Source organism: Kribbella sp. CA-293567 (genome assembly GCF_027627575.1).
Classification (GTDB): Bacteria; Actinomycetota; Actinomycetes; order Propionibacteriales; family Kribbellaceae; genus Kribbella.
The window spans coordinates 7,256,047-7,273,253 of record NZ_CP114065.1; the positions used below are offsets into that span (position 1 = coordinate 7,256,047).

Sequence of the window (17,207 nt, forward strand, 5' to 3'; positions counted from 1 at the left end):
GGTCGCGACGATCAGGTGGCTGTGGCGGTCGCGTAGAGAACTGTTCCGGATTCGATGAACGCGTCGGCGTCCAGTTTGCTCAGCTCACGCTCGGCCTCGGCCAGACACGCAGTACGCCGGTCCGCGGGGAGCTCGGCGATTCGTCTGGCCATCGCACCGATCACCCGCGAGTGCTCGAGGAACTCAGCCGCCGTCGGCTGGTGCCGGAAGCGCTCGACGGTGATGTCGACAGCACCGAAACCTGCCTTCTGCAAGGCGATCCCGAGCTTCTCGGGATCGGAGGTGATCTCGTTCGAGGGCATCTGGGGCGACGGGTCAGGCGGAGCGCCGTGCTCGTCGATCACCCGCACCCACACCTCGTACGCCGGGTGCGGGTCATGACCGGACCAGGTGACAGCCCCGAACGAGCCACCCGCCACCAGCGTCCGGCGTACCTCCGAGAGCGCCGACGGGAGATCAGGAAGATGGAACAGCACGAACGGCATCAACACGGCGTCGAGCACCCCGGAGCGGAAAGGCAACGCCTGAGCATCCGCTGCCACCCGGCCGAACTCGGCCGGCGCCTGCCGAAGCATCGCCTCGGTCAGGTCCACTCCGATCACCTGAGTCCCTGGAGCCACCCGCCGCAGATGCGACAACAGCAACCCCGGCCCACACCCCACCTCGACCAACCGCCGCGCCTGATCCGGACGCCCCGACCCGCTAACCGGGGACGACCCGCCACCAAAGGACCGGTCACCACCGTCCAGGCCATCACCGGCCAAGGGCAGGCGGTCGGCGAGGGCTCGTCCGTGGACGGCCAGCGCTTCGGCCCACTTGCCGAGGTAGGCCGTGGCGACCTGGCTGTAGTTGGCGCGAATGTCCGCGGTGGTCATGCCGGTGTCAGAAGTAGTACGGGGTGGCGGCGCGGAAGACTTCCAGCAGTTTGGCCTTCACCTCGTCGCCGTGCGGGATCTGCACGTTCGGGTGCTCGTCGTCGAGGCGGACACCGTGGTCGACCAGGAGGTGAACCACGCGCAGAGTGCGGAGCGTGTTCGAGATCTCCGGCGCGAAACCGGCGGTCGGGGTGGTGACGACGGCCCGGACCGCCGGATCGAGCCAGCCGAGCGCGTCCTCCTTCGACAGATCCGGCCGGGTCAGCGCGACGCCCAGGGCGACGCCGAGCCGATCGTCCTCCAGATCACGCAGCACGTACTCCGTCGGCGTCAGGAGCCGTCCCACGCCCAGCCGGAGCATCTGAACGGGCTCGACGGCCGGAACCCGCGCCAGAGCCCCCAGCAGGTCGCTCCCGTGCGCGACGGCGTGCAACCAGCCGAGCTTGGGGTCGAAGCCGCGCAGATCCTCCTCCGCGACGTACCAGCGCTCGAACGGCGGCACCCAGGCCGGCTCGAAGACGCCCTCGGACACGATCGCGTCGAGGATCAGCGGGGCGAACGTCCGGGCCTGGATCTCCGGATCGGCGAACCGGCCCACCATCTCGTCGCCGAGCGCCCGCAGCGCGTCGGTGTCGAGCACTCCTTCACCGATCCAGGTGGCGAGCGTCGAGTAGGCCTGCCCGTCCCGGACCACTGGATCGGGCGACCGGAGCATCCCGGACAACTCGGCCACCAACTCGTCGACCGGACGCCCGGCCGGTACGGCGAACCCGTTCGCGCGGACCTGCGCCCAATCGGTCATGCCCCGCAGGCTAACAAAGCCACCACCCGGCCCGACAGTGACCGTCCGTGGCGACAGCAAGATCCGTCCCGTTGCGGTCCCGACACTTTTGTTGCCACCGCGCTTCGACCTTTGCAGCTACCTGCAGAACGCCTTGTCGCGCCGCCGGCTCCCGACATTTGCTCGAGGCACCTTTTCGACCGAAGGAGCGGGGTTCTGATGCGTTTTCTCAGACCGGTACTTGCCGTAGCGACTTCTTTCGCCGTCTGTCTGGCGGGCAGCCAGCTCGCAGCAGCCACCGAGCAGAGCACCGGATCGGTGGTGCAGCGTGCACTCGACCGGCGCGGACCGGAGCCGACAGGTCCGGCTCGGCCGACGGTCGACGTCCAGGCGCAGGCCAAGAGCCTGACCGTGTCTGCGGCCGGTACTTCGCACACGATCACTCCGACGGATCGGAGGAACTCGGTGGTGCGTGCCCTGCCGGATGGCGGTCAGGTGATCACGGTCCTGCGCCGCGGCGACAGTACGCAGTACGACTTGAGCCTTGCGCCGGGATGGCAACTGACCAGGTCCGGTGCCGGGTTCCTGATCACCAAGCCGGGGACGGAACTCACCGGCGTGATCCAGGCGCCTTGGGCGATCGACGCCGCCGGCCGGTCGCTGCGCACCTGGTACGAGACGACCTCGGCCAACCGGCTCGTCCAGCACGTCGACACGACCGGTGCTCGCTACCCGATCGCCATGGACCCGAAGCTGACCTACGGCCGCGGCGTCTACCTGAACCTGACCGGGGTCGAGGTCCAGGGCATCCTCAGCGTGATCATCGGCGGCGGCGGTGTGATCACCTACATCAGCTGCCAAGGGGTGGCCAAGCTCCCGGTCCAGCTCAAGAAGGTGGTCCAGGTGCTGTGCAAGGTGACCGGCGCGGCCGCGGCGGTGACGATCCGGAGCATTCTCGACGCGCTCAAGAGTCTTGGTGAGATCGACAGCTTCGCCTGCTACCAGAAACGGATCGTGCCGAACCAGGGCGAGTGGGGGATCGTGAACGGCAAGAACTGCCGCTGAGACGGGTAACGGCCCGCGGGACAGCCGGCGAACCAGCTGTTCCACGGGCCGTAGCGGCCAGGACCCCTCAGCCCGGCCGGGCCTCGCACCGCCGGGCAGCGAAGCCACCCGGCGGCCGTCTGTCAGGCGTCGCGCTTCTTCGCGACCACCAGGGAGATGACCAGCAGGCCGATCGCCCAGGCGGCGAAGTAGATCAGCGACCAGGTCGGCGACATCACCGAGGTGGAGGCGCTGTCCGAGCCGGGGTTGATGCCCTGCTCACCGCTGATGAACCAGTTCACCCGGGAGAACGGGCCCCAGTCACCGATGAACTCGCCGACCTTGGGGATCGCCAGGCCGATACCTTCCAGCAGCAGCGGCCAGCAGATCACGATCGCGATCGCGCCGGCGCTCTGCCGGACCAGGATGCCGACCGCGACCGCGATGATCGCGGCCAGGAAGTACACCACGCCGATTCCGAGCACGGCGCGCCAGTCGGCGCCGGTCTTCAGCGCGAGGTCCGCTTCCGGGACCAGCACGGTGCCCAGACCCCAGGCGCCGAAGGCGGTGATCAGGCCGACCACGGCGCTGAGGCCGGCGGCCACCAGCGTCTTCGACAGCAGGATCGGGATCCGCTTGGGCACCGACAGGAAGCTGGTCCGGATGGTCCCGAACCGGTACTCCGTGGTGACGGCGAGGGTCGCCATCACCATCATCACCATCAGGCCGAAGTTGTAGGTGCCCTGGGTGTCCACCGGCCGGAAGGCCGAGGAGATGTCGTCCGGCGCGAAGACGAAGCCGAGCGTCATGAAGCCGTCGGCCAGCACCAGGGCGAGCACCATGCACCACCAGGGTGAGCGGGTGCTGAAGAGCTTGATCCGCTCCACGGTGACCAGGGACATCAGTTCTTCTCCTCTTCTGCCACGACGATCTCGGCGGGCGGCACCGGAGGTGCCTGCTGCGAGTCGTGCGCGTGGTACTGGACCGAGTCACCGGTCATCTGCATGAAGGCGGCCTCCAGCGAACCGCGCTGCAGGCTCAGCTCGTGCAGGACGATGCCCTGGGCCGCGGCCGTCTCGCCGATCGAGTCGGTGGTGATCTCGCCGTCGACGTAGAGCACCTTGCCCTCGTCCACGAGGTCCTCGATCCGGGTGACCAGGTTGCCCTGCTGCAGGATGCTCTGCAGCTGGTCGAGCTGCGGGCTGCGCACCTTGATGCTGCTCCCGCTGGCGTTGTCGACGAACTGCTTGGTGGTGGTCTGCGAGATCAGCCGTCCGCGGCCGATCACCACCAGCTCCTCGGCGGTCAGCGCCATCTCCGACAACAGGTGGCTGGAGACGAAGACCGTCCGGCCCTCGTCGGCCAGCCGGTGCATGAACTTTCGGATCCAGACGATGCCCTCGGGATCGAGGCCGTTGACCGGCTCGTCGAAGAGCAGGATCTCCGGGTCGCCCAGCAGGGCGCCGGCGATACCGAGCCGCTGCGACATACCGAGCGAGTAGGCACCGGCGCGTTTGCCGGCCACCTGGGTCAGGCCGACGGCGTCCAGGACCTCGTCCACCCGCCGCTTCGGCAGCTTGTTGGAGGCCGCCATCCAGGACAGGTGGGCGCGTGCCGACCGGTTCGGGTGCACCCACTTGGCGTCCAGCAGCGCGCCGACCTTGCTGAGCGGCTGCTTGAGGTCGCTGTAGTGCTGACCGTCGATCCGGACGTCACCGGAGGTCGGAGTGTCCAGGCCCAGGATCATCCGCATGGTGGTCGACTTGCCGGCCCCGTTCGGGCCGAGGAAGCCGGTCACCTTGCCGGGCTTCACCTCGAAGGTGAGGTTGTCAACGGCAACGGTTGGGCCGTAACGCTTGGTGAGGCCTTTTGCCTCGATCATCCCGTACTCCTCGTTCGGTGGCGCGCCAGTGATTTCATGGGCGGGCTGTGCTCTCCTCAGTATCGAGGTCCGGCTGGGTCAACACATCGGACCCCGGGCTGACCCGGTGTGTCCTCCCTCAGGTGGATTCTGCCGTTCGCCCGGCCGGGGTCGCCATCGGTTGACTCCCTGACCCACCCCCGACCCTCCCGTACTCCGGCCGGCGGCGCATCCGACCAAAGTCGCGACCGGGTGGCCGATCGTCTTGCCCAGCAGGGGAAATCCATCGATCACCGATGGAAGTGACTTCCAGTTGAGAGCTACGCCGGCCAAAAGGCGAGAGGCCCGCCGGACGGATCCGGCGGGCCTCTCGGCGTACTGCGTCAGACGGTCAGGCCGCGACGTTGGCCTCGGCCGGGGTGTCGGAGATGACCGACTCCCGGCGCTTCGAGACGACCACGGCCGCGACGATGATGGCCACCGCTACCAGCGCGATGGCGATCCGCAGGCCGGTGTTGGTGTCCTCGCCGATCGCCGACATGCCGACGACGGCCGGTGCGATCAGCACGGAGACCAGGTTCATCACCTTGATCAGCGGGTTGATGGCCGGACCGGCGGTGTCCTTGAACGGGTCGCCCACGGTGTCACCGATGATGGTGGCCTCGTGTGCCGGCGAGCCCTTGCCGCCGTGGTTGCCGTCCTCGACCAGCTTCTTCGCGTTGTCCCAGGCGCCACCGGAGTTGGCCAGGAAGACGGCCATCAGGGTGCCGCTGGCGATCGCGCCGGCCAGGTAGCCGGCCAGCGCCGAGGCGCCCAGACCGAAACCGACCGCGATCGGTGCCGCGATGGCGAGCACGCCCGGTGTCGCCAGCTCCCGCAGCGAGTCGCGGGTGCAGATGTCGACGACCTTGCCGTACTCCGGCTTGCCGGTGCCCTCCATGATGCCCGGGATGTCGCGGAACTGGCGACGGACCTCGTAGACGACCGCACCCGCCGCGCGACCGACCGCGTTGATCAGCAGGCCGGAGAACATGAACACGACGGCCGCACCGATGATCAGGCCGACCAGCGTGGACGGGTCGAAGACCAGCGCGTCCATGTTGAAGGCGGCGTCACCGGCGTCGTTCAGCACCGAGTAGATCGAGTCGGTGTAGGACCCGAACAGCGCGGTCGCCGCGAGCACCGCGGTGGCGATCGCGATGCCCTTGGTGATCGCCTTGGTGGTGTTGCCGACGGCGTCCAGCTCGGTCAGGATCTGGGCCGCTTCGCCGTCCACGTCACCGGACATCTCGGCGATGCCCTGCGCGTTGTCGGAGACCGGGCCGAAGGTGTCCATCGCGACGATGACGCCGACGGTGGTCAGCAGACCACAACCGGCCAGCGCGATCGCGAACAGCGCGACCACGCCGCCGCCGCCGACCAGGAAGGCGCCGTACACGGCGGCTGCGATCACCAGGGCGGTGTAGACGGCCGACTCGAAGCCGACCGAGATGCCCGACAGGATCACGGTGGCCGCACCGGTCATCGACGTCTTGCCGACGTCCTGGACCGGCTTGTCCTCGGTACCGGTGTAGTAGCCGGTCAGCGCCAGGATGACCGCTGCCAGCACGATTCCGATGATCACCGAGACGGTGGCGATGACGCGCGGGTCGCCGTCGTTGGCGGCGATCGCGTCGGTGGCGCCGGTCAGGCCGGCGAAGTCGCCCGGCAGGTAGACGTAGGCCGCCACCGTACAGAGCACGGCCGAGATCAGCGCCGAGATGTAGAAGGACCGGTTGATCGTGCGCAGGCCGTTCTCGCCGGCCCGCGGCTTGGTCAGGTAGACACCGATCGCCGCGGTCAGCACACCGATGGCCGGCACGATCAGCGGGAAGATCAGGCCCTGCTCGCCGAAGGCGGCCTTGCCCAGGATCAGCGAGGCGACCAGCATCACGGCGTAGGACTCGAACAGGTCCGCGGCCATGCCGGCGCAGTCACCGACGTTGTCGCCCACGTTGTCGGCGATGGTCGCCGCGTTGCGGGGGTCGTCCTCGGGGATGTTCTGCTCGACCTTGCCGACCAGGTCGGCGCCGACGTCGGCGGCCTTGGTGAAGATACCGCCGCCGACCCGCATGAACATCGCCAGCATCGCGGCACCGAAGCCGAAGCCCTCGAGCACGGTGGGAGCGTCACCCTTGAAGAAGAACACCACCGTGGCGGCGCCGAACAGGCCGAGACCCACCGTCGCCATCCCCACGGCACCACCGGTCCGGAACGCGACCCGCATGGCGGGCTCACGTCCCTCGGCCCGCGCGGCGGCGGCGACGCGGACGTTGGCCCGGGTCGCGAGCCACATGCCGAGGTAGCCGATGACGGCGGAGAAGCCCGCGCCGATCAGGAAGAAGACCGATCGGAAGATCTTCAGCGTGGTCTCGTTGCCGTCGCCGTGCACCGGCAACAGGAACAACAGCAGGAACGCCACCACAGCGAAGATCGACAGCGTCTTGAACTGCCGGGACAGGTAGGCCGAAGCGCCTTCCTGTACCGCCACCGCGATCGCCTTCATGTTCTCGGTGCCATCGTTCGCGGCAAGCACCTGACGGCGGAACACCATCGCCATGGCGACCGCGAAGATCGCGATCGCTCCGACGACGATGACCACCGTGGTGTTGCTCGACGAAAGATCCACCGCTTGTACAGCAAGCAGCCGGGACATCCGTCCTCCTTGTAGGCAACCCTCAGGACTGAACGGCCCCCGTACTGCCGTGGTCGTTGGGTTGAGAATTACGACACAGCGCCAATGGCCTGACGCGGTGGGTCACTCTAACGGGTGAACGACCAGACCTGATGGCAGGGTGGTCTACGCCACACCCGGTACCGATGGGATGCGGTTCACCCGCTGTGACCGTGGGGACACCTTCCCGGCGCCGCCCACGATCGGGGTCCGGATCGCCTCAGATGGCCGAGGCGACGTCCGGGTGGATCTCGAAGACCTTGGTCAGGCCGGTGATCCGGAAGATCTTCAGCAGTCGTTCCTGGGTGCAGACCAGCGACAGCGAGCCGTCGTGGGTGCGCACCCGTTTCAGTCCGCCGACCAGGACACCGAGGCCGGTGGAGTCCAGGAACTCCACCCTTTCCAGGTCGACGACGAGGTCGTAGTGCCCTCCGTCGACCAGTGTGACGATGGTTTCGCGGAGCTTCGGCGCGGTGTAGACATCGATCTCCCCACCCACCTCGACGACGGTGCGCCCACCCTCTGTGCGCGTCGTCAGCGACAGATCCACTTCGGCCTCCGATCCCGTGAACTGTTGCATTCAACCATGTACGGACCGTGAGTAGGGCCGTGTGCGAAAACTCTTTCATTTCGGCGCATCCCGCGTCGAGTCGGCCGGCCAAAGTGACGTGTGCATTCGCATTTGCACCCGCTTTGCGCATCCGCTCGTGCACTCTCGGATACCGGCTGTCGGTGCCCTTGACTAGGGTCGTTGCCGTGAGTGGGGCAGCCGACATCCTCAAGCGTCTCGCCGCGGGACCGGGCCGCGCCGAGCGGCTGACGCACGTCGAGTCCGTGCCGGCGCGAGTAGGTCAAACGAGTGATTGGCCGCGCTGGGTTCCGCCGGAGGTGCTCAGCCAACTCGCCGATGCCGGTATCGAGCGGCCCTGGACCCACCAGGTCGCCACCGCCGAGGCGGCGTACGGCGGCAAGCACGTGGTCGTCGCGACCGGTACGGCGTCCGGCAAGTCGCTGGGCTACCTGCTGCCGGCCTTCACCACCTTGAGCATCGCGCACGCGGCGTCGCCCCACCGGCGGACGGCGTCCGTTCTGTACCTGTCCCCCACCAAGGCGCTGGCCCACGACCAGTTGCGCGCGGTCTCGGCGTACTCGGTGCCGGGCCTGCGCGCGACGACCCTCGACGGCGACTCGGAGCGCAGCGAGCGGGACTGGGCCCGCGATCACGCCACCTATGTACTGAGCAACCCGGACATGATGCACCGGTCCTTGCTGCCGAACCACCAACGCTGGGCCAGGTTCCTGGGTTCCTTGCAGTACGTCGTGGTCGACGAGTGTCATCACTACCGAGGCGTGTTCGGCGCGCATGTCGCCGGCGTACTGCGCCGCCTGCGCCGCGTCTGCGCGCAGTACGGGGCACATCCGATCTTCGTCTGCGCATCGGCGACCGTGGCGGAGCCGGCGGTCTCCGGGGAGCGCCTCACCGGCCTGCCGATGGTGGAGGTGCTGCAGGACGGCTCGCCCCGCGGCGGCATCTCCTTCGGTTTGTGGGAGCCGCCCCTCACCTCGCTACGCGGCGAGAACGGAGCCCCCGTACGCCGGTCCGCCCCGGCCGAGGTCGCCGACCTGCTGACCGACCTCGTCGTGTCGGGCGTCAGAACAGTGGCGTTCGTCAGGTCCCGGCGAGGAGCCGAGTCCGTCGCGATGACCGCTCGCGACAACCTGACCGAGATCGACCCTTCACTGAGCGAACAGGTCTCGGCGTACCGGGCCGGCTATCTCCCGGAGGAGCGGCGGCGACTCGAGAGCATGCTGCAGAGCGGTGAGCTGACCGGAGTGGCCGCGACCAACGCACTCGAGCTCGGGATAGATATCGCCGGGCTCGACGCAGTACTACTGTCGGGCTGGCCGGGCACCCGTGCCTCGCTCTGGCAGCAAGCAGGACGCGCAGGACGATCGGGCGGCGACGCCTTGGCTCTACTGGTCGCTCGCGACGACCCGCTCGACACCTATCTGGTGCGGCACCCCGCGGCGATCTTCGGGCGACCTGTCGAGGCGACGGTCTTCAATCCCGAGAACCCCTATGTCCTCGGGCCGCAGCTCTGCGCCGCGGCCCAGGAGCTGCCGCTGACTCCGGACGACTACGAGGTCTTCGGCGCGACCACCGAGAGCGTCATCAAGCAGCTCGTCAAGCAAGGGCTGCTGCGGGAGCGACCCCATGGCTGGTTCTGGACCAGGCGGGACCGGGCGGTCGACGCGATCGACATCCGCTCGGCCGGCGGCAAGACGGTGCAGATCGTCGAGGACCAGACCGGACGCCTGCTCGGCACTGTCGACGGCGGCTCGGCACATGCGAGCGTGCACGCCGGAGCTGTCTACGTGCACGCCGGTGAGTCCTACCTGGTGCGCACGCTCGACCTGGAGAGCCACGCGGCCATCGTGGAGCCGGCGTCGCCGGACTACACCACCTTCGCGCGCGACGTCACCGAGATCAGCATCCTGGCCACCGAGGAGAGCCGTCAGTGGGGCGCGGCCGAGCTGTCCCGCGGCTGGGTCCAGGTCACCAACCAGGTGATCTCCTTCCAGCGCAAGCAACTCGTCACCGGCGACGTGCTCGACGAGCAGCCTCTGGACCTGCCCGAGCGCACCCTGCGGACCAAGGCGGTCTGGTGGACGATGCCCGACCAACTGATCGAGGAGCTCGGGCTGAGCGACGTACCAGGAGCCGCTCATGCGGCGGAGCACGCGTCGATCGGACTACTGCCGCTGTTCGCCACCTGCGACCGGTGGGACATCGGCGGCGTCTCCACCGCCAAGCACGCCGACACCGGCCGGCTCACCGTCTTCGTCTACGACGGGCATCCCGGTGGCGCCGGCTTCGCCGAACACGGGTACGCCGCGGCGCGTGAGTGGTTGACCGCGACACGGGAAGCGATTGCACACTGTGAGTGCGTTGACGGATGCCCGTCGTGCGTACAGTCACCCAAATGTGGGAACGGGAACAACCCGCTCGACAAAGGCGGCGCCGTGGCGCTGCTTACCGCACTCCTTCGCAGTGAGGCCTGAAACCTCCAGCACCAGGCTGCTGGAAGAAAGGCAGCGATCATGCTGGCTCTCGGAATCGTCCTGATCGTCCTTGCCGTCCTGTTCGGCCTGGGCGTCTCGGTCTCGTCCGGCGACTCGACCACGATGTCGGTGTTCGGCGTCGACTTCGGACTCGCCGTCCCCACTCTGTTCTTCCTCGGCGCCGCCGCCGGGATCGCCATCACCCTCGGCCTGTGGCTGACGAAGAAGGGACTCAGCCGCGGCTACCGCCGGCACAAGGAAGTACGCCAGCTCCGCCAGAAGGTGGCCGCCGCCCCCACCGCGGACGGCGACGCTCACGGCACCCACGACTCGCGCGACGCCGGCGAGGCGCACGGGCCGGACTCCCGGGAAGACGTCGACACCGCCGGTACTCCGGTCGGACGTCACGCCGCCGACCCGGCCTCCACGGATCGTCCCGCCGACGATCCCGACAGCCGGACGGTGGACCTCTCGGCAGGTGACCGGCTGGCCACCGATCGGCACACCGTTGCCGAGGGCCCCGATTCGAAGCAACCGCACTGACGCCCGCCAGCTGAGCCGGTTTCACCTTCTCCGGAAGCTGAAACCGGCCATCCGGGGAACGTGCCCCCGAGCCAGAACTGTTGTAAAGTATCGATCCTGGCACAGCCGCCGCTCAGCCGCGGCACGGCCAGCACGCAGGCGCATATCGATGCCCTGCGCAACGATTGACCGATGGCAGTTAGTTGCCATTGGCATCAAGTTCCCGCTGATCTCGATAGCCACCCCCGACGGACCTGTGCACTACTGGTCGTGGCGTCAACGTCGCGTTGAGTCACCATCGGCCTTCCGGGCCCACCGCCTCCTCGATCGGGGGATCGACCCGCAGTCAGCCCCAGTACCTGGGCCTGCCGCGGTTCCGGAACCGGTGCACGCGCTTTCGCTTCGGGGTCCCGACGACCTGACGCCGCGAGATGGCACGACCTCTGGAGGTTGTCTTGATCATCCGTAAGATTCTGAGCCGCACCGGCGTCACGGTCCTCGCCGTCAGCGTCGCCCTGGCCACCGCGATCCCCGCTCAGGCGGCGGCCCCGGCACCGGCCGACCCACCGGGCGTCGAGGTCGGCGTGGTGAAGCAGATCGCCAACCGCGCGGACACCCGGTACTGCCTGACCTTCGTCACGTCCAACAAGGTCCCGATGGCGGTGATGATGGCTTGCGCTCCGGGCAAGGAGGGCAAGACGCAGGAATGGGTGATGACCGACAAGGGCCAGTTGCAGGTCGCGATGAGCAAGAGCGTCGGTGGCGCCCTTGCCCGGACCGGAGCCTGCCTGGACACCGGTGCGGACCTGGTCGCCACTCCGAAGGGTGCACCGGTCCTGGTGCTGCCCTGCCGGGACGGTGACGGACAGAAGTGGAACTACGACGAGACCTCCGGGTCGTTCGTCAACGCAGCGAACGGAATGGCACTCAGCTCGCTGCTCGGCAAGGGCGTGAAGAAGCAGGCGCAGCCGACCGGCGCCCAGTCGGCCAGCGGGGCGACGTACCAGGGCTGGAGCGCTCTGCCGCTGCCGGGTCTGGACATCCTCGGCGCGGTACTGGCACTCGTGAACGCACTACTGGCATCGCTGGGCCTGGCCCTGCCGCTGCCGATCGCGAACGCCGCGACGAGCCTGTTCAGCCTGATCCAGGCCAAGAGTCCGGTTCCGGCCCAGATGACGACTCTGCCCAAGCAGATGATGCAGCTGGCCCAGAGGTAATCAGGAGGATCCTCAGCCACACAGAGGAGGGCCGGCCCCGACAGACTGTCGGGGCCGGCCCTTTCCTTTCGGTTCATGAACCGCGGTGGTCAGATTCTCAGTGGTAGGCGATCCGCTGCTTGCGCGTCAGCGGAGATGCCCCGTCGGGTGGTCACCACCAGCAGTGGTGGTGCCAGTGGTGCCAGTGGTAGCCACCGAGCAGGTCGTGGAGAAGTCCTCCGAGCATTTGTCTTCACCTCCGATCCGATGATCCGATCGGCACTGACGCTACCTCCCGTTCTCACGGTCTGTATCTACCCAGCTACTCTTTGTGACTCAACCGCGAGCGAGCTTTAACTTTTCCGCAACGCGTTGCGCCTGGATCGGACTTGACGCCGACCGGCCACTTCCGGGTGGTAGCCGAGGGCAACGCTTGACGGGCCGCTCGGGAGGCTTCACAAAGTTCCTGACGGGGTGCCAAGGTGAACCGGCACTGACTGCACCGACCCGCGAGGAGCCTTCTGATGCGACGTAGTCCGCGCTTGTTCCAGCCAGCCGTACTCGGCTCGGCCGGTGTGCGGCCGGTGGTCGCGGAGAACCGTGTCCTGCTGTACTCCGGCGAACTGCGGGCTCGTCAGCCTTTCGTGGCCTACTGATGGCGGTCACGACGTACCGGCAACGCTGGACGCTCGACGACCGGGCCGAGTCGGTCTGGCACTCGTTGCCGGTCGACATCCCGCCAGGCTGCCCCGGGCTGTCGGTGACGCTGACTGTGCCCAACGTCGAAGGTGCGGTGGTTGACCTCGGCTGCGAGGGCGCCGACGGCTGGCGCGGGTGGTCCGGCGGCGCGCGACAGACCTTCGCCATTACTCCGACCGCCGCCACCCCCGGCTACCTGGCCGGCGAACTGGAGCCCGGCATCTGGTTCGTGGTGATCGGCCTGCACCGCGTGCCGCTCGACGGCGTCGAGCTGGTCGTCGAAGCAGTCACCGGCCCGGTCTCGGTCATCCCCGGCCTCGACGGGTACGCCGCGCTGACGGCGGCTGTCGGCGTACCGGCTCGGCCGCCGCGTCGCGTGCTACCTGCTGCCGACGGACTGCGGTGGATCGCAGGCGACTTCCACGCGCACTCGCTGCACTCGGACGGCTCCACCCCGATCGCGAACCTGGCCGCCTTGGGCGTCTCGGCGGGGCTCGATGTCATGGCGATCACCGACCACAACACCGAGGCTCACCACTTGGAACTCCCGGGACTGGGCCGGCGGTTCGGCATCGGCTTGATTCCAGGCCAGGAGGTGACCACCGACACCGGTCACGCGAACGCCTTCGGCGAGATCGGCGTCATCGACTTCCGCCGGCCGGCCTCCACGTGGGTGACCGAGGTGGCCCGCCGCGGCGGCCTTCTCTCGATCAACCACCCCCTGAGCGGCGACTGCGCCTGGCGCCACCCGCTCCCCGAACACCCACCCCTCGCTGAGGTCTGGCACTCCTCCTGGCTCGACCACCGCTGGGGTGGACCGGTCGCCTGGTGGCAGGCCTGGGGCCTCGGCGCTACCACTCCCATTGGTGGTAGTGACTACCACAACCCCAGCTCCCTCACCACGCCTGGTATCCCGACCACCTGGCTGGCCATCGACGCGTCCGCCGAGGCCCCCGACGAACTCGTCCCCGCCGTGCTGGAAGCCCTGGCCGCCGGCCGCACCGCGATCTCGGCCGGCTACGACGCCCCCGTCGTCCTCCACAACGCCAACGAACTCGTCGTCATCGACGCCCCCAACACCCTGCTGCTGACCCCCGACGGCGCCCGCCACTCCATCAGCTCGTCGTACGAGACTGTGCCGGCCCCCGTTGCCACCGGCACAGTCCTCATGACCCACGACAACCGAGTCCTCTCTCTCACCAACTGAGACCGGTCAACGGCCGGACCTCCCATCGGTCTTCGAGCTTCGGGTGATGCTGACGGCTTCGACTTTGGGCGATGCGGTAACTGCGCTGGGCAATCCCGGATGAATCCGGACGGTCCCGGCGTGGTGCGGGCGCTGCCCGGTCGCGATCTGGTCGCAATCTGGTAGAGATGTGCCGTTGATGTGGACGGCGTGAGTTTCGGCCATCCATGATCTGGACCCGATGTCTTGCCCATCTCCTCCCGGACGCACTTCCCCGGCGCCCGGACGGCCCCCCGGAGGCTCGTTTGCCCGACCGCATCCGGCTGCTCCTGGTCGATGACCAGATCCTCAGCCGAGGCGTGCTCAGAAGCGGTCTGGAACGCGAGCAGGATCTGGAGGTCGTTGCCGAACTCAACCGCACCGACGACGTGGTCCGCGCCGCGAAACAGCACCGCGCCAACGTCGCACTGGTCGACACCGCCGGTCCCGGCAGCAACAGCATCACCGTCACCACCGAGCTGCGTTCGTCGATGCCGGAGTGCCGCGTCGTCATGCTCACCACCTTCGGCCGCCCCGGCCACCTGCGTCGCGGCCTCGAAGCCGGCGCCAAGGGTTTCGCCCTCAAAGGCAGCCCCGCTCCCCAGCTCGCCGACGCCGTACGCCGGGTGCACCTCGGCCTCCGAGTCGTCGACGCCGACCTCCGAGCCGAAACTCTCCAGTACACCGAGACTCCCCTGAACGACGGCGAGACCGACACCCTCCGAGCGGCCCGCAACGGCGGAACCATCGCCCTGATGGCCCGCAACCTCCAGGTCTCCGAACGAGTCGTCCGCACCCGACTGTGGTCCGCCATCGGCAAAACCGGTGCCCGCACCCGAGCCGACGCCATCCAGATAGCCGACCGCAACGGCTGGCTCCTCGACTGACCCGGCGTGCGAAGCTGAGTTGAGTCACAGGTTGGGTCGTTCGACCGGGAGGTGCTGAGGTGTCCAGCAAGTTCACCGAGCTGGCGATCGACTGTGCCGATCCGCAAGCTCTCGCTCAGTTCTGGTGTGCCGTTCTCGGCTACGAAGTACTGGACACGGAGGAAGCGGACGGCGCCATCAGCATCGGCTCTCCGCTGGCGCCCGAGGGCAAGGCGCATCCTGGACCGGTGCCACCGATCCTGACCTTCGCACCGGTACCCGAAGGCAAGGTCGTCAAGAACAGACTCCACCTCGACCTCAATCCCACCGACCGGGACCAAGCCGAAGAGGTCCGCCGCCTGCTCGATCTCGGTGCCCGCCACGCTGACGTCGGTCAAGGTGACCGGAGCTGGGTGACCCTCGCCGACCCGGAGGGCAACGAGTTCTGCATCCTGGCCAGCCGTCAGCCCTAGCCGCACACCGAACCGACCAGCGCCGGCGATCGGACTCCGCGACCCCATCCTGGCCGCCAGCACCAGCGGCTGGGGTGTCGAGAGGTGTTGGTCGCGTCGGGGCCTGCTGCTGGGGTGGCGAGAGGTGTTGGTCAGGACTCGCGGCTGGGTGTTGAAAGGTAGTGGTGGCGTCGGGTCCTGCGGCTGCGCAGGTGTGTGTCAGGTGGGGAGTTGGGTCCAGAGCCAGTTGGGTCCTTCGGTTTCGGCGCCCAGGGGGGTGAGGCGAGCTCGGAGGGCTCGGTCGGCGGTGATGACGGTGATCGAGCGGTTGGCGTCTGCTGTGGATGCTGCTGCGACGAAGTCGACGATGGCGTCGTCGCCTGAGCCCACGGCCAGGATGAGGTGGAGGGCGGGGAAGTCGGGGTCCGTTGGGGTGCTGGTGACTGCGGCTTTGGCTGCTCCCTCCAGTACTACGGCGATTTCGGTGGGAACGTCGAGGAGGGGCGGCAGGCTTTCCAGTTGGGTGAGCAGGCGGCGGGCCGCGCCGGGCCGGTCTCGCCACCAGCCGTCTGGGCGGGAGCCGACGACGTTGGCCGCGTCGATGACCAGCAGATGGGTGGGACTGTCAGCATCGCCGCCGATTGGGCTGTGAGCATCGCCGCCGGTTGGGTTGTCCGTCACCTGGCTAGTTTGCTCCTTCCATTGGCCCGGCTCGGGCTTCGGCAGTCAGTACCGGCGTGCCGAGCATTCCCCACTGCAGTTCTACGGCCACCAGGATGGTGACTGTTTCGCCGAGCAGTTGGCAGTCACGTAGCTCGACTTGTTGTGCACTGGCGACCTGGGCTGCTGCAGCGCAGGCGCCGACAGTGGTGGCGGAGCCCGATGCGGAGATTTGTAGCGCTTGTGCTGCGCTGAGGGCTGCTAGGTCTGCTGCTGCATCAGCTCGGTGGTGACCGACGGAGACCGCGGCCCACAGCACGCCCACCAGACAGCCTCCTAGTAGGACGAAAGTGATGCCGATTGCCAGCAGGCTTGCGCTTCCTCGGTCGTCAGTTGGCTGTGTGGGCATAAGGGAGGGCAGGCTGCTCAGCGTGGATAGTGGCGTCCGCATGGATGTCGAGTTGTGGCAGCGACCGCAGTACGCCGGGCGCGGCAGCTGGAGCGGCAGCGACTCGGACGTGAATGGTGGAGCCGGTCTGGTTGATGGTGATCGCGGCACCTTTCGGAGCGGATCGTTGACCTAGCTGGCGTGCACTCTCGATCGACTCACCGCGGGCGGCGGCTCTGGCGGTGTCGCGCGCGGCGTCGATGCAGCGGATGTTCGTGACGACTACACCGACCAGCCACAGACCGAAAGCCAGCAAGGCCAGCAGAACAGGCAGAACGAAGGCGGCTTCGGCGGTGATCGCGCCGCGGTCGGATCGGGCTCGAGAGTGGGATCGGGACCGGCTGAGCATGCGATGACTCCTTTCGATCGGGTGGGCCGGCCGCGGCGTGAGGGGAGACGCCGCGGCCGGGACTGGGGGACGGAACCGACTGGGTCGGCAGTCAGATTTGGACGCCGTCCATGCCGGCGGCCTTCAGGGCGTAGTTGATGATCGCCTTGAGCATCGCCGTCACCGCAGGCGACTTGAGCAGGGCGATGAGAATGCCACCGAGGCCACAGGCCGCCACGATGCTGACGGCGTACTCCGCGGTGGCGGCGCCGCGCTCACTGCGGTGACGGAAGCGGCGAACGGAAACCAGCGCCTTGGACATGTCGACCTCCTGATCTGCGATCCGGCTGTTCCGGATCGGCTTACTGACAAGGTGCCGTCGTCGACACCCTTGCAGAGAAGGACTTTCTGGCCTGGGGACAACTCCCCGAGACCCGATGCCAGCGCGACTCGAAAGCAGGGCTAACGTGACCG

General features: G+C 68.0%; 18 protein-coding genes. 8 read left to right on the top strand and 10 right to left on the bottom strand.

Annotated elements, in window-relative coordinates:
• Positions 1 to 11 precede the first annotated feature (11 nt).
• Together OX958_RS33665 and OX958_RS33670 are read right to left on the bottom strand one after the other, a co-directional pair.
• Positions 12 to 875 (bottom strand): class I SAM-dependent methyltransferase, encoded by an 864-nt coding sequence (locus OX958_RS33665; protein ID WP_270134350.1) that lies wholly within the window; start codon positions 873 to 875, stop codon positions 12 to 14.
• A gap of 7 nt (positions 876 to 882) precedes the next feature.
• Complete coding sequence (locus OX958_RS33670) at positions 883 to 1,677, bottom strand: DUF2785 domain-containing protein (RefSeq protein WP_270134352.1); 795 nt, start codon at positions 1,675 to 1,677, stop codon at positions 883 to 885.
• A gap of 198 nt (positions 1,678 to 1,875) precedes the next feature.
• Here OX958_RS33670 and OX958_RS33675 point away from each other — a divergent pair, with 198 nt between their 5' ends.
• Positions 1,876 to 2,721, top strand: coding sequence for a hypothetical protein (locus OX958_RS33675; RefSeq protein WP_270134353.1), 846 nt, complete (start codon positions 1,876 to 1,878; stop codon positions 2,719 to 2,721).
• Positions 2,722 to 2,843: 122 nt separating this feature from the next.
• Here OX958_RS33675 and OX958_RS33680 read toward each other — a convergent pair whose 3' ends face one another.
• The 4 genes from OX958_RS33680 to OX958_RS33695 form a co-directional block, all read right to left on the bottom strand.
• Complete coding sequence (locus OX958_RS33680) at positions 2,844 to 3,602, bottom strand: hypothetical protein (RefSeq protein WP_270134354.1); 759 nt, start codon at positions 3,600 to 3,602, stop codon at positions 2,844 to 2,846.
• Positions 3,602 to 4,582, bottom strand: a complete 981-nt coding sequence (locus tag OX958_RS33685; RefSeq protein ID WP_270134356.1) for an ABC transporter ATP-binding protein — start codon at positions 4,580 to 4,582, stop codon at positions 3,602 to 3,604. Before OX958_RS33685 ends, OX958_RS33680 begins: the two co-directional genes overlap by 1 nt.
• 370 nt (positions 4,583 to 4,952) lie before the next feature.
• Entirely contained in the window at positions 4,953 to 7,256 is a 2,304-nt protein-coding gene (locus tag OX958_RS33690) for a sodium-translocating pyrophosphatase (RefSeq protein WP_270134358.1), read from the bottom strand.
• Positions 7,257 to 7,494: 238 nt separating this feature from the next.
• Positions 7,495 to 7,854 (bottom strand): STAS domain-containing protein, encoded by a 360-nt coding sequence (locus tag OX958_RS33695; RefSeq protein ID WP_270134359.1) that lies wholly within the window; start codon positions 7,852 to 7,854, stop codon positions 7,495 to 7,497.
• Between the two features lie 176 nt (positions 7,855 to 8,030).
• Between OX958_RS33695 and OX958_RS33700 the strand changes: the two genes are divergently transcribed.
• The 7 genes from OX958_RS33700 (at position 8,031) to OX958_RS33730 (ending at position 15,318) form a co-directional block, all read left to right on the top strand.
• Positions 8,031 to 10,337 (top strand): DEAD/DEAH box helicase, encoded by a 2,307-nt coding sequence (locus OX958_RS33700; RefSeq protein WP_270134361.1) that lies wholly within the window; start codon positions 8,031 to 8,033, stop codon positions 10,335 to 10,337.
• A 39-nt stretch (positions 10,338 to 10,376) separates the two neighbouring features.
• Positions 10,377 to 10,880: a hypothetical protein gene (locus tag OX958_RS33705; protein WP_270134362.1), complete on the top strand. Its 504-nt coding sequence runs from the start codon at positions 10,377 to 10,379 to the stop codon at positions 10,878 to 10,880.
• 434 nt (positions 10,881 to 11,314) lie between these two features.
• A complete protein-coding gene (locus OX958_RS33710) occupies positions 11,315 to 12,076 on the top strand; it encodes a ricin-type beta-trefoil lectin domain protein (protein WP_270134364.1) in 762 nt (253 codons plus the stop codon).
• Positions 12,077 to 12,579: 503 nt separating this feature from the next.
• Positions 12,580 to 12,711, top strand: a complete 132-nt coding sequence (locus OX958_RS33715) for a hypothetical protein (protein WP_270134365.1) — start codon at positions 12,580 to 12,582, stop codon at positions 12,709 to 12,711.
• On the top strand, positions 12,711 to 13,961 hold the full coding sequence (locus OX958_RS33720) for a CehA/McbA family metallohydrolase (RefSeq protein WP_270134367.1): 1,251 nt from the start codon (positions 12,711 to 12,713) through the stop codon (positions 13,959 to 13,961). The genes OX958_RS33715 and OX958_RS33720 overlap by 1 nt, the downstream gene beginning before the upstream one ends.
• A 284-nt stretch (positions 13,962 to 14,245) precedes the next feature.
• Positions 14,246 to 14,866: a response regulator transcription factor gene (locus OX958_RS33725; protein ID WP_270134368.1), complete on the top strand. Its 621-nt coding sequence runs from the start codon at positions 14,246 to 14,248 to the stop codon at positions 14,864 to 14,866.
• A 59-nt stretch (positions 14,867 to 14,925) separates the two neighbouring features.
• Complete coding sequence (locus OX958_RS33730; protein ID WP_270134370.1) at positions 14,926 to 15,318, top strand: VOC family protein; 393 nt, start codon at positions 14,926 to 14,928, stop codon at positions 15,316 to 15,318.
• Positions 15,319 to 15,516: 198 nt separating this feature from the next.
• Here OX958_RS33730 and OX958_RS33735 read toward each other — a convergent pair whose 3' ends face one another.
• The 4 genes from OX958_RS33735 to OX958_RS33745 all read right to left on the bottom strand — a co-directional run bounded on the left by OX958_RS33735 (position 15,517) and on the right by OX958_RS33745 (position 17,055).
• On the bottom strand, positions 15,517 to 15,978 hold the full coding sequence (locus tag OX958_RS33735; RefSeq protein WP_270134372.1) for a hypothetical protein: 462 nt from the start codon (positions 15,976 to 15,978) through the stop codon (positions 15,517 to 15,519).
• A 4-nt stretch (positions 15,979 to 15,982) separates the two neighbouring features.
• A complete protein-coding gene (locus tag OX958_RS35450; RefSeq protein WP_442913236.1) occupies positions 15,983 to 16,408 on the bottom strand; it encodes an Rv3654c family TadE-like protein in 426 nt (141 codons plus the stop codon).
• Positions 16,347 to 16,754 (bottom strand): TadE family type IV pilus minor pilin, encoded by a 408-nt coding sequence (locus OX958_RS33740; RefSeq protein ID WP_270134373.1) that lies wholly within the window; start codon positions 16,752 to 16,754, stop codon positions 16,347 to 16,349. Before OX958_RS33740 ends, OX958_RS35450 begins: the two co-directional genes overlap by 62 nt.
• 91 nt (positions 16,755 to 16,845) lie before the next feature.
• Entirely contained in the window at positions 16,846 to 17,055 is a 210-nt protein-coding gene (locus tag OX958_RS33745) for a DUF4244 domain-containing protein (RefSeq protein WP_270134374.1), read from the bottom strand.
• Positions 17,056 to 17,207: the final 152 nt, after the last annotated feature.